Here is an 11,456-nt window from a genome sequence, read left to right as displayed (position 1 = left end):
CGCTGCTCGGTATCACCCTGCTCAATCCCACCACCGTGATCTACTTCGCGGCGCTGGTACTCGGATCCCGGAGCGGGGAGACGGCCGGGCTCCCGGAGCGGGCCGTGTTCGTGGTGGCGGCCTTCGCCGCCTCCGCGAGCTGGCAGCTGCTGCTGGCCGGCGGCGGCGCCCTGCTGGGCCGGGTGCTCACCGGCCACCGGGGGCGGCTGGCGACCGCGCTGGTGGCGAGTTGTGTGATGGCGGCGCTCGCACTGCGGATGGCGACGGCGCCCGGCTGACGCGGGGACCGTTCGGATGAACTCCGCGTGCGATGGTGTTGCAGGAGTGATCGACTCGGCCGCAGCACGCGAGAACGATGGGACGGATGTCATGCCTCTGCAAGGCGAGTACGAACCCAGCCCCACCCGCTGGGTGCGCGAACAGATGGAGCTGTACGAGAGTTCCGGCGGCACGGAGGGGACGACCCTGCAAGGCACGCAGAGGCCCGTCATCGTGCTGACCAGCCGCGGCGCGAAGAGCGGCAAGCTGCGCAAGACCCCGGTGATGCGGGTCGAGCACGAGGGGCGCTACGCGGCGGTGGCCTCGCTGGGCGGGGCGCCCCAACACCCGGTCTGGTACCACAACCTCAGGGCGGACCCGCAGGTCGAGCTCCAGGACGGTCCCGCCAAATGGGACATGACGGCCCGTGAGGTCACCGGGGAGGAGAAGGCCGAGTGGTGGAAGCGCGCGGTCGCGGCCTCCCCGCCGTACGCCGACTACCAGAAGAAAACGGACCGTGAGATCCCCGTCTTCGTGCTGGAGCGCAACGACCAGGACTGACACGGTCCGGGGGTCCGGGCGTCCCGGACCCCCGGCGGGCTCGGGGAGCCGGGGAGCCGGGGAGCCGGGGACCCGAGGACCCGGGAAGCCGGGGACCCGAGGACCCGGGGCCCGGAGAACCGGCGCCTGGGCACCTGGGCACCTGGGCACCTGGGCACCTGGGCACCTGGGACTCAACGGCCCGGGAATCCGAAGGCTCGGCAGGCCGGCAGCCCGCAGATCAGCGGCCGGGGCGCCCTGGATCCCGGGATCGGGAGTTCCGGGCGGCCCAGCGGTCGTCCAGGCAGGGAGATTTCTTGTCGTGGTGTGTGGAGGGCCTGGGTGCGGACAGTCGGGGTTCAGGCCCCGCCGCGTTCCCCCGTCGCGGCGGGGCTTTCCCATGCCTCCCTCGCCTCCGGGGAGCCCCGCTCGGTGACGTCGAGGAAGATCTGGTCCGCCTCGGGGAACGTACGGGCGATGGACCGCTTGATGCGTACGGCCACCTCCTCCACCCGCTCGCTGTCCAGTCCCGGCATCAGATCGACCCTGGCGGCCACCAGAAGCGTGTCCAGCCCGGTCTTCATGGTGAGGAGCGCCTCCACGGTGTCGATCTCGGGCTGTGCCCGCAGCAGTTCCCGGATGCGCCCGCTCGCCTCCGGGTCGGCGGCCTCGCCGATCAGCTGGTCACGGGCGTCCCGCCCGAGCCGGTAGGCCACGTAGACCAGCAGCGTACCGATGGCGAGCGAGGCGGACGCCTCCCACACCACCTGCCCGGTGATCATGTGCAGCGCCATGCCCGCGATGGCCAGGGTGACGCCCACCACCGCGGTGCCGTCCTCGGCGACCACCGTGCGCAGCGCCGGATCGCGCAGTCCGCTGTCCAGACCGCCCTGCCGGCGCACCTGGTACAGGGCGCGCAGCAGCGAACCCCCCTCGGCGAGCAGCGCGACACCGAGCACGACGAGTCCGGCGACGTAGCCGCTCAGGTCCTCCTCGCTTCCGTTCCTGAGCGCGTCGACGCCCTGGTAGAACGAGAAGCAGCCGCCCATCACGAAGATCCCGACGGCGGCGAGCAGGGACCAGAAGAACCGCTCCTTGCCATAGCCGAACGGGTGACGGCGGTCTGCCGGGCGCCGGCTGCGGCGCAGCGCGGCCAGCAGGAACACCTCGTTGAGGCTGTCGGCGACCGAGTGCGCCGCTTCCGACAGCAACGCGGGGGAGGCCGCGGCCAGTCCGCCGATCGTCTTGGCGACGGCGATCACGAGATTGGCGGCGAGCGCCACCAGCACGGTGATCCGGGTTCTGCGATCCGATCGAGTACTCACCCTCGGCCGATTGCCCCGGTCGGCCCACGGCATACCGTGCCGTCGGCGGAAAACGGGGAACGCGGTCAGGGGACATCCGCACGGCGACAAGGAGGGCACCATGGGCCGCGACGACGGGGGCGGCGGCAACAGCGCGTACGGCAGGAAGAAGTTCAAGAGGTCGAAGGCCCACTTCGCGGACCGGATCACCGCGGACGGCCGGGACGGCCGGCCGGTGGAGGCGGGGCGCTACCGGCTCGTGGTGAGCCGTGCCTGCCCGTGGGCGAGCCGGGCCCTGGTGTCCCGGCGTCTGCTCGGTCTCGAGGACGCGCTGTCCCTGGCCGTCACGGACCCGGTGCAGGACGACCGGAGCTGGCGCTTCGCCCTGGATCCGGACGGCCGCGACCCGGTACTGGGCATCCGCTATCTGAGCGAGGCCTACGACCGGCGGGAGACGGGGTACCCGGGCGGGGTGAGTGTGCCTGCGATCGTGGACGTGCCCGGCGGGGAGCTGGTCACCAACGACTACCAGCAGATCACCCTGGACCTCGCCACCGAGTGGACGGCCCTGCACCGCGAGGGGGCGCCCGACCTGTATCCGGTAGCGCGGCGCGAGGAGATCGACGCGGTCATGGACGACGTCTTCCAGGACGTCAACAACGGCGTGTACCGGGCGGGCTTCGCCACGGACCAGGAGGAGTACGAGACCGCGTGCACGGCCCTGTTCCGGCGGCTGGAACTGCTGGCGGAGCGGCTGGAGGGGCAGCGGTACCTGGTCGGTGACACCCTCACCGAGGCGGACATCCGGCTGTTCACCACCCTGGTGCGGTTCGACGCGGTGTATCACGGCCACTTCAAGTGCAACCGGTGGAAACTGGCGGAGAACCGGGTGCTGTGGGCGTACGTCCGCGACCTGTACCAGACACCCGGCTTCGGCGACACCGTGGACTTCGACCACATCAAGCGGCACTACTACCAGGTGCACACCGGTATCAACCCGTCCGGCATCGTGCCCCTCGGCCCCGACCTGTCCGGGTGGACCGCGCCCCATCACCGCGAGGAGCTGGGCGGCCGGCCGTTCGGGGACGGCACGCCGCCGGGGCCGGTGCGGGCCGGCGAGAAGATCCCGGCACGGGGCCGCCCCTGACCGTCCCCGGCCCGACGGCCCCGGGACCCCACCAACCCGACAGCCCCTCGACCCCCCGGCCCCCCGGCCGCACGCACCATTCACCGACGAGAACCGAACATCGACCTGGGAGATCCACATGGCGAAGAAGAGCAAGAAGGCGAAGCAGAAGATGCCCCTCGCGTACAAGCCCATCGGGTTCGCGCTGGGCTGGACCAGCGGCACCGTGGCGGGGATGGCCTTCCAGAAGACCTGGAAGGTGGTCCGGCACGAGGACAACGCGCCGGACGCGCTGGACCGGGACCGCCGCTGGGGCGAGATCCTGCTGGCCGCGGCCATCCAGGGCGCCATCTTCGCGGTGGTGCGCAGTGCCGTGGACCGTGCGGGCGCCAAGGCGATCGAACGCTCCACGGGCACCTGGCCGGTCCCGGACAAGGGCGGCCGCGACTGACCGGGCCGGTCAGCCCTGCTTCGGCGCCGTCGGGATGCCCCGGCGGACGGTGAAGGAGTGGCCCGCCGGGTCGGCGTAACTGCGCACGTCCGTGGGCCTCGCGGGGTCGCCCGTCTCCGTGGGGCGGCCCCCGAGGCTCACGATCAGGCGTTCCACCGCGTCCAGGTCCTCCACCACGAACTCGAGGTGCGCCTGGAGGGAGTTCTCCGGGCGGGGCCAGCTCGGCGCGGTGACGTTGACATCGCGGCGCAACGCCAGACGGAAGCCGTCGGCGGCCCGGATCTCCACCCGGTTGGCGTTGGCCCCGACCTCCTCGGCCTCCAGCAACTCCTTGTAGAACGCGGCGAGTTTTTCTGGCTCGGCGCAGTCGAGCACCACCACACCCGTCGTCACCAGTGCCATGTCTCCTCCGGGGTCCCGGCCCGGGGCGCTGCTGCCCCGAGCTGTACGTGACACCTGTCCCGGCTCGCCCGTTTCAGTCGGCCCCCCGGCATGGAAGAGATACGGAAAGGCTCGGTCGCAATTCGAAGACATATGTCAATCGAGCATGCTCAAATTCACTCGACCGAAGGTAACTTGCAGGGCAGGGACCGGCGTTGGGCCGATCCGCTCCCCCATTGCACGGAGCGAGCTGGAGGCGATGGCGTCGTGCGGTACGAACCGGCACCGCTGACCCGGCATCTGCGCGTCCGCCAGGTCCGGGGACACACGGTGCTGGAATTCCGCGGTGAGATCGACATCGCCGCGGCCGCGGAGATGGTCCCGCATCTGGACATGGCGACCGCCGAACCGGACGCCCGGGTCGTGATCGACCTGACCCGGGTCGAGTTCTTCGACTGCTCCGGACTGCGCCTGCTGTACCGGGCCCGGCACCGGACCGCGGACGGAACGGGCGGTCTGCACCTCGTCTGCGCCCACCCGCTGATCCTGCGCATGCTCCGCATCACCGGCCTGTCCCGTCTGCTGCCCCCGTGGCCGACCCTCGACGCCGCCATGGACGCGGCCTCCGAGCAGCCGGAATCCGCCTCCGGACCGGCCTGACGGCGCCTCGTCCCACCAGCGGCTCCGGTTCCGGGCGCCCCGCAGTGCGCCCCCTCCGTGCTTCCGGTGCGGTCGTCGGTTCCTCAACTTCCGCGTCTGGCCCCGTAAGTGAGGGGCATTCGGTCTTAAGGAAGGAGGGCCGTCGCCATGACGACTCCCGCGAGGAAACCGACCGTCCGCGTTCCCGGATGGGTGAAGGTGGTCGGCTCGGTGGTACTGCTGCTGGCCGTGCTGTTCGCCGGGATCCGGATGAGCGTGCTGCCGGGCCTGAAGGACCTGTTCGGCACCGAGACCCGGGACCGCTCCGGACCCGCGCTCCTGGAGTCCATCCAGGACATCAGCCGCTACGACGCCGCCTCGGGCAACTTCCAGGTCGTGGTGGACCTGGAGAAGGACACCAAGTTCCTGCCCGACGCGGTCCGCGGCAGCCGCACGCTGTACGTCGGCGCGGGAACCGTGGACGCCTATGTCGACCTCGGCAAACTGGACAAGGGCGATGTACAGGTCCACGACGAGCGGACGTCCGCCACGCTGCGGCTGCCCCACGCCCGCCTGGGCACACCGGCGCTGGACCCCGAGCGCTCGTACGCCGTCTCCAAGCAGCGGGGGCTGTTCGACCGTCTCGGCGACCTCTTCTCCGACAACCCCAACAGCGAACAGGCCGTACAGAAACTCGCGGTGCGGCACATCGGCGACGCGGCGGAGGAAAGCGGCCTCACCGCCCGGGCCGAGACCAACACCACCGGGATGCTCGAAGGTCTGCTGCGCTCTCTGGGCTTCGAGAAGGTGCGGGTCACCTACAGCGACTGACAGCCCCGGTCAGGGATAACTGGCCTACCACGAACGGAAGTTGACAACAGGAGGACCTCATGGCCCGCGCCGCCGCACGTCCGCTCCCCCTGCCCCTGCGGCTGCTTGTGCTGCTGTGCGCCCTCGTGTTCATGGTCGTCTTCGCGGTGGTGCTGGCCCGGCTGACCCTGCAGCCCTCCCCCGCGTCGGAGGCACTGACCCACACCAATCTGCATCCCGGCCGCTCCCTGCGGGCCTATCTCGACCAGCCCGCGCTGCGCGACGCGGTGCGTCAGATCGGCGGCAACATCCTGCTGGGCGTACCCTTCGGCGTCCTCATGCCGGTCGTCGCGCCGCGTACCCGCGGATTCCTGCGGGTACTGGTACTGACGGCCGTGGTGATGCTGCTGGTCGAGGTCGCCCAGGGCTTCCTGGTGACCGGACGCGCCTTCGACATCGACGATGTCATCCTCAACACCGGCGGAGCGCTCATCGGCTATCTGCTGGTGGGCCGGCGCCTCAGCCGGGCCGTACACGCACGGAAGTCAAAGGACTGACCCCTCCCGTCGGCCGGTGGAAGTCGCCGGCCCGGCGGTCAGAGATCGGTTCCGCCGGCCGGGGCGCCGTCCGGCCACGCGCGTCCCCCGATCGGGTCTCCGGGGACGCGGGCCACGGGAAGCCCGGTGTCAGGGCCGCTCGTCCTGTTCCCCGGCGGCGCGTGCGGATGCGCGCAGGGTCCAGGTGAGTTTGTCCCCGCCCACCCAGCGGACGGTGTCCGGGTCGTCCAGGTCGTGGACGGTGATCCCGAACGCGGCGGCGGCTTGCAGCACGTCGGTGATCGTCCTGGCCTCACCGACCACCTGTCCGTCGATCTGCACGATCCGGAACGGCGGGGTCCCGGGTTGCACCCCGAGCACCATGATCCGCGGGTGCGACATGTACGGGCTCGCGCTTTCGGTCATGCCTCGAGGGTAGAGCGCAAACGGGGCGAACGCGGTGTCCGGGCGCGCCCCGGCGCGAAGCCGCCGCCGGCCGTCGCTCGTAGGAGGCGGCATTCCCCGTACGTTCCCGGGGCCCCGGCCACAGCCCCGGGAACCCGTCCCGCCTCCGCCGTACGGCCGTACCCGCGCTGGGGAACCCTGGAGCGAGGAGGTGGCGATGGAACCCGTCGAGGCGCTGGAGCGGATCGCCTTCCTGCTGGAGCGGTCCCTGGCACCGACGTACCGCGTCCGTGCCTTCCGTACCGCGGCCCGGGCCCTGTCGGGACTGGGCACCGACGAGGTGCGTGAGCGGGCGGCGACCGGAACGCTCGAAGGGCTCAAAGGCGTCGGGCCGAAGACGGCGCAGGTGGCGCGCGAGGCGCTGGCCGGGGACGTGCCGGGCTATCTGCGCAGGCTCGAGGACGAGGCGGGTCGGGAGCCCGCGGACCGGGACGGCCGGCGCTTGCGGGAGCTGCTGCGCGGGGACTGTCATCTGCACTCCGACTGGTCGGACGGCGGGAGCCCCATCGAGGAGATGGGCCGGACCGCCGCCGGCCTCGGACACGAGTGGGCCGTGCTGACGGACCACTCCCCCCGGCTGACGGTGGCGCGCGGGCTGTCGGCCGACCGGCTGCGCGAGCAGCTGGACGTGGTGGCGGAGCTCAACGAGACCTGGGCGCCGTTCCGGCTGCTGACCGGAATCGAGTGCGACATCCTCGAGGACGGCTCCCTCGACCAGGTGCCGGAGCTGCTGGACCGGCTGGACGTCGTGGTGGTGTCGGTCCACTCCAAACTGCGGATGGACGCCCGGTCGATGACCCGCCGCATGGTGGCCGCGGTGCGCGACCCGCACTCCGACATCCTGGGGCACTGCACCGGGCGGCTGCTGAGCGGGCGCGGGCGGCCCGAGTCGGAGTTCGACGCCGACGAGGTGTTCGCGGCGTGCGCGGAGACCGGCACCGCCCTGGAGATCAACAGCCGGCCCGAGCGGCTCGACCCGCCGCGACGGCTGCTGCGGCGGGCGGTGGAGGCGGGGGTGCTGTTCTCCGTCGACACCGACGCGCACGCGCCGGGCCAGCTGGACTGGGGCATCCTCGGCTGCGCCCGCGCGCAGGAGTGCGGGGTGCCGCCGGAGCGGGTGGTCACCACCTGGTCCCTGGACGAGCTGCTGGCCTGGACGCGGGAGCGGAAGGTGCCCTCCGGAGTGGCGGGCGGCTGAGGTGGTACCCGTGTCCGCCCCCGAGGAAGGACGGCGTATGGAACGGGCGGCCGTGTTCGACGTGGACGGCACTCTGGTCGACACCAATCATCTGCATGTGACGGCCTGGTGGGAGGCGTTCCGGCAGGCGGGCCACCGGGTCCCGATGCACGCCGTCCACCGGGCCGTGGGACTGCCCTCCTCCGACCTGGTCGCCCATCTGCTGGGCGAGGACCGGGACACCGCCCGCGACGCGGAGCTGAGCGCCGCCCACAAGACGCTGTACGGGCAGTACTTCGACCGGCTGCCCGCGCTGCCGGACGCCGGCCGGCTGCTGAGGCGGCTGCACTCGGAGGGCTGGACGGTGGTCCTGGCCACCTCGGCCGGCGGTGCCGAACTGAGCGCGCTGCGCCGGGCGATCGACGCCGACGAGGCGATCGCCGCGACCGCGAGCGCCGACGACGTCGAGGAGGGAAAACCCGCGCCGGAGCCCGTGGAGCACGCCCTGGAACTGGCCGGGGCGCCGGCGGAGCGCGCGGTGTTCGTCGGTGACACGGTGTGGGACATGCGGGCGGGCAGCCGCGCCGGGGTGCGCTGTGTGGGCGTGCTGTGCGGCGGGATTCCGCGCGCCGATCTGGAGGAGGCCGGCGCGGACGCGGTCTACGGCGATCCGGCCCACCTTCTGGCGTCTCTGTCGGAGGGCCCCCTGGCATGAGGTGCCGTGCGCATGGCATGAGGTGCCGTGCGAACGGGATACCCGCAGGGCATGACACGTGCAGGGGAAGCGATGCGGCCGGGTGAGGCCGGTGGGCGGGGCGCCGCCGTGGCGCGGGCGCGGGAGGTGGTGCGATGGGACGCCCGGTCCGTCGGCCGGGCGGCACGGGCGGCCTGGCGGGGGCCCGGCCGGGAGCGGGACCTCCTCGTCCAGTCGCTGAAGGCCGCCGCCGCGGCTCTGCTGGCCTGGCTGCTGGCACAGGTCTGGCTCGGCGATCCCATGGCCCTGATGGCGCCCTGGGTGGCGCTGGTCCTGGTGCAGGCCACCGTCTACAGCTCGATCGTGCAGGGCGTCCGGCAGTTCGCCGCGATCTGTGTGGGCGCGCTGGTGGCCTCGGGGGCCCAGGCGGTCACCGACGACACGACGGGCGCGCTCGCGCTGTCCGTGCCGGTGCTGGTGCTGTTGTCGAACTGGCCGCGCTTCGGTGACCAGGGCATCTACGCCGCCACGACGGCGGTGTTCACCATCGCCACCGGAACGGTGAGCGCGGCCGCCGTGGGGCACCGGCTGGGGCAGGCGGCGCTCGGCGCGGTCATCGGGATCGCCGTGAACGCGCTCGTCCTGCCGCCGGTCCATCTGCGGGACGTACGGGAGAACCTCGCGGCGCTGGCGCGGGAGACCGGCGATGTGCTGCACGCCGTGGCCGGGGACCTGCGCGAGGGCGAGTGGGACGCGCAGACGGCCTTCGGATGGCTGGATGCCTCCGGCCGGCTCCAGGACCGTCTGGAGGCGTTGCGCTCGGCGCGCGGGTGGAGCAGGGAGAGCCTGCTGCTGACCTCGGGCATCCTGCGGACGCTGCACCGGGCGCCGACCGCGGCCCTGCCGCCGGAGCAGGAGGACCAGCGGTTCGGCCGGGTCACCGGGCATGTCACGGCGCTGACCCGAAGCCTGGCGGTGGCCGCGGACGAGAAGCGGACGCCCGCCGCACCGGACGCGGCGGTGCTGCGCTGCTACGCGGAGCTGCTGGAGCTGCTCGGCGACAGCTGCCGGGCGGAGGCGGACCGGCTGGTGGGCGGCGGTCAGCGGGCGGACCCGCTGCTGGACGAGCGGACGGAGGCGGTGATGCGGGACCTGCACGAAAGGCTCCAGGAGGGACTGCGGGAGCAAGCCGGGCGGGGAGCCGCGCGGACGGCCGTCCTGGGCACGCTGCTGCTCCAGGCGGAGAACCTCTGGGCCGAGCTGGACGGCGGGAAGCCGGACCGGTGACGCACCTCACCCGTGCGGAGGGCCGGAGGGGGAACAGCCGGAGGGGGCCGGCCGTTGAACAGGACGTGGGTGCGGATGGGACAGTGTCCCCGGGCCTCACCATTCGCCCACAGGGACGATCGTTCGGCTGAAGCCCTGTGGAGCCTTTCGCCGAGAGGCGACCGCCATCCGTGCCCACCCTCTGTCCGCCCCGACCGTGATTCCCCCGTCGCGGTCGGGGCTTCCCTCTTTTCACCCCGGCGCCGCTCGCTGTCGCCCCGGGCGGCGCGCCCTCGACGAGCACCGGCCCGCGCGGGTGAACGCCGTCGGCTGCGGGGTACCCGGCCGCTCCGCGGAGCGTACGGCCGAGAGGAGCGGAAGGTGAGCAGCAGGGCGGGCATGAAGGTCGTCGTCACGGGCGCCACCGGCAATGCCGGGACCAGCGTGGTGCGGGTCCTCTCGGAGGAACCGGAGGTCGGGTCCGTACGGGGGCTGGCCCGGCGGGTCCCCGAGTGGTCGCCGCCGAAGACCGAGTGGTCGGCGGTGGATGTGGCCTCGGACCGGTTCGATCTCGTGGAGGAGTTCACCGGCGCGGACGCCGTGGTCCATCTGGCCTGGGCGTTCCAGCCGACACATGATCCGGCGACCACCTGGCGCACCAATGTGCTCGGCAGCATGCGGGTGTTCGACGCGGTGGCCGAGGCGGGGGTGCCGGCGCTGGTGCACGCCTCGTCGGTCGGGGCGTACTCGCCGGGCCCGAAGGATCACGCGGTGGACGAGTCGTGGCCGACGCACGGCTGGCCGGACGCCGCCTACTGCCGGGAGAAGGCGTATCTGGAGCGGGCACTGGACACGTTCGAACGGGATCACCCGGCCACCCGGGTGGTACGGATGCGGCCCGCGTTCCTCTTCAAGCGGGAGTCGGCGAGCGAGCAGCGCCGTATCTTCGGCGGGCGTTTCCTGCCGGGACAGCTGGCGCGGCCCGGTCTGCTGCCCTTCCTGCCCGACATCCCGGGGCTGCGGGTGCAGGCGCTGCACACCGACGACGCGGCCGACGCGTACCGGCTGGCGGTGCTGTCCGCCGAGGCACGGGGTGCGTTCAATCTCGCCGCCGAGCCGGCGATCGACGCGGATCTGCTCGGGGAGATGCTCGGGACCCGCCGGGTGCGGCTGCCGCGCACCGCGGCCCGCTCGGCGGTCGCCGCCGCGTGGGGGCTGCGGCTGCTGCCGGCCTCCCCGCACCTGTTCGACGCCGTGCTGCGGCTGCCGCTGATGGACTGCACCCGTGCGCGGGTGGAGCTCGGCTGGCGGCCGGTGCGTACGGCGACGGAGGTGGTGGAGGAGTTCCTGCTGGGCATGCAGCAGGGCGCGGGTGAGGCGACGGAGCCGATGCGGGGGCGCAAGGTGGGCTGAGTACCGGGTTTGCCGGGCCCTCGTGGAGGTACCCGCGACGGCTCGCGCACGGATGAAGGGAGAGGGACGTGACCGACCACCGCCTCGAAGGACCCGGTGAGAACGGCGCCGCGGTTCCCCGCGATCTGCCGGACCAGCAGGCAGGCCCCGACGAGGACCCCTGGGAGGTCGCACCGGCCGCCGCGGAACGGGAGAGCGAGAAGAAGGCCGGCGAGTCGGACGAGGCGGAGTCCGCACCCGACGTCCCCGACACGGACGAGGCCGGCACGGGGCGGCAGGGTGCCCCTCACTCGGCGTCCGGCAACCCGGAACAGCCCGTACCGGAAGAACCCTCGGCGTAGCCGGGCGGACCCGTCCCGCACGGCGCGGCCAACCCACCCCGGCAAGGCGACGCGG

The 11,456-nt window shown here is 72.6% G+C and carries 15 protein-coding genes; 12 read left to right on the top strand and 3 right to left on the bottom strand.

What is annotated here, in order from left to right:
• Together B9S61_RS04970 and B9S61_RS04965 are read left to right on the top strand one after the other, a co-directional pair.
• Nucleotides 1–278, top strand: a 278-nt coding sequence (locus B9S61_RS04970) for a LysE family transporter (RefSeq protein ID WP_181007249.1), incomplete at its 5' end; no start/stop codon positions are given.
• A gap of 91 nt (nt 279–369) precedes the next feature.
• Nucleotides 370–819 (top strand): nitroreductase family deazaflavin-dependent oxidoreductase, encoded by a 450-nt coding sequence (locus tag B9S61_RS04965; protein ID WP_103541101.1) that lies wholly within the window; start codon nt 370–372, stop codon nt 817–819.
• A gap of 338 nt (nt 820–1,157) precedes the next feature.
• On the opposite strand, the gene B9S61_RS04960 is transcribed toward B9S61_RS04965, so the two are convergent.
• Nucleotides 1,158–2,087, bottom strand: coding sequence for a cation diffusion facilitator family transporter (locus B9S61_RS04960; protein ID WP_308457750.1), 930 nt, complete (start codon nt 2,085–2,087; stop codon nt 1,158–1,160).
• Between the two features lie 136 nt (nt 2,088–2,223).
• Here B9S61_RS04960 and B9S61_RS04955 point away from each other — a divergent pair, with 136 nt between their 5' ends.
• Both B9S61_RS04955 and B9S61_RS04950 read left to right on the top strand, forming a co-directional pair.
• Nucleotides 2,224–3,249 carry a glutathione S-transferase family protein gene (locus B9S61_RS04955; RefSeq protein ID WP_103541099.1) on the top strand — a complete coding sequence of 342 codons (1,026 nt, stop codon included), beginning with the start codon at nt 2,224–2,226 and terminating at the stop codon, nt 3,247–3,249.
• Between the two features lie 118 nt (nt 3,250–3,367).
• Nucleotides 3,368–3,679 (top strand): DUF4235 domain-containing protein, encoded by a 312-nt coding sequence (locus B9S61_RS04950; protein ID WP_103541098.1) that lies wholly within the window; start codon nt 3,368–3,370, stop codon nt 3,677–3,679.
• 9 nt (nt 3,680–3,688) lie between these two features.
• Here the strand turns inward: B9S61_RS04950 and B9S61_RS04945 are convergent, their stop codons facing one another.
• Nucleotides 3,689–4,081, bottom strand: a complete 393-nt coding sequence (locus B9S61_RS04945) for a VOC family protein (RefSeq protein WP_103541097.1) — start codon at nt 4,079–4,081, stop codon at nt 3,689–3,691.
• A 246-nt stretch (nt 4,082–4,327) separates the two neighbouring features.
• On the opposite strand from B9S61_RS04945, the gene B9S61_RS04940 reads away from it, so the two are divergent.
• The 3 genes from B9S61_RS04940 to B9S61_RS04930 all read left to right on the top strand — a co-directional run bounded on the left by B9S61_RS04940 (nt 4,328) and on the right by B9S61_RS04930 (nt 6,066).
• A complete protein-coding gene (locus tag B9S61_RS04940; protein WP_103541096.1) occupies nt 4,328–4,720 on the top strand; it encodes an anti-sigma factor antagonist in 393 nt (130 codons plus the stop codon).
• Nucleotides 4,721–4,867: 147 nt separating this feature from the next.
• On the top strand, nt 4,868–5,530 hold the full coding sequence (locus B9S61_RS04935) for a DUF4230 domain-containing protein (protein WP_103541095.1): 663 nt from the start codon (nt 4,868–4,870) through the stop codon (nt 5,528–5,530).
• 59 nt (nt 5,531–5,589) lie between these two features.
• Entirely contained in the window at nt 5,590–6,066 is a 477-nt protein-coding gene (locus B9S61_RS04930; RefSeq protein WP_103541094.1) for a VanZ family protein, read from the top strand.
• A gap of 129 nt (nt 6,067–6,195) precedes the next feature.
• Here B9S61_RS04930 and B9S61_RS04925 read toward each other — a convergent pair whose 3' ends face one another.
• Nucleotides 6,196–6,471, bottom strand: a complete 276-nt coding sequence (locus tag B9S61_RS04925) for a hypothetical protein (protein WP_103541093.1) — start codon at nt 6,469–6,471, stop codon at nt 6,196–6,198.
• A 196-nt stretch (nt 6,472–6,667) separates the two neighbouring features.
• On the opposite strand from B9S61_RS04925, the gene B9S61_RS04920 reads away from it, so the two are divergent.
• The 5 genes from B9S61_RS04920 to B9S61_RS04900 all read left to right on the top strand — a co-directional run bounded on the left by B9S61_RS04920 (nt 6,668) and on the right by B9S61_RS04900 (nt 11,401).
• Complete coding sequence (locus tag B9S61_RS04920; RefSeq protein ID WP_103541092.1) at nt 6,668–7,708, top strand: PHP domain-containing protein; 1,041 nt, start codon at nt 6,668–6,670, stop codon at nt 7,706–7,708.
• Nucleotides 7,709–7,745: 37 nt separating this feature from the next.
• Complete coding sequence (locus B9S61_RS04915) at nt 7,746–8,402, top strand: HAD family hydrolase (protein ID WP_103541091.1); 657 nt, start codon at nt 7,746–7,748, stop codon at nt 8,400–8,402.
• 51 nt (nt 8,403–8,453) lie between these two features.
• Nucleotides 8,454–9,668: an aromatic acid exporter family protein gene (locus B9S61_RS04910; protein ID WP_103541090.1), complete on the top strand. Its 1,215-nt coding sequence runs from the start codon at nt 8,454–8,456 to the stop codon at nt 9,666–9,668.
• 378 nt (nt 9,669–10,046) lie between these two features.
• On the top strand, nt 10,047–11,060 hold the full coding sequence (locus B9S61_RS04905) for an SDR family oxidoreductase (RefSeq protein WP_374936183.1): 1,014 nt from the start codon (nt 10,047–10,049) through the stop codon (nt 11,058–11,060).
• 68 nt (nt 11,061–11,128) lie between these two features.
• Nucleotides 11,129–11,401 carry a hypothetical protein gene (locus B9S61_RS04900; protein ID WP_103541088.1) on the top strand — a complete coding sequence of 91 codons (273 nt, stop codon included), beginning with the start codon at nt 11,129–11,131 and terminating at the stop codon, nt 11,399–11,401.
• Nucleotides 11,402–11,456: the final 55 nt, after the last annotated feature.

It is taken from the genome of Streptomyces sp. SM1 (assembly GCF_002910825.1).
GTDB lineage: Bacteria > Actinomycetota > Actinomycetes > Streptomycetales > Streptomycetaceae > Streptomyces > Streptomyces okerensis.
Note: the sequence above shows the minus strand (reverse complement) of the source record. Positions and strands in the feature narration are given on the sequence as shown.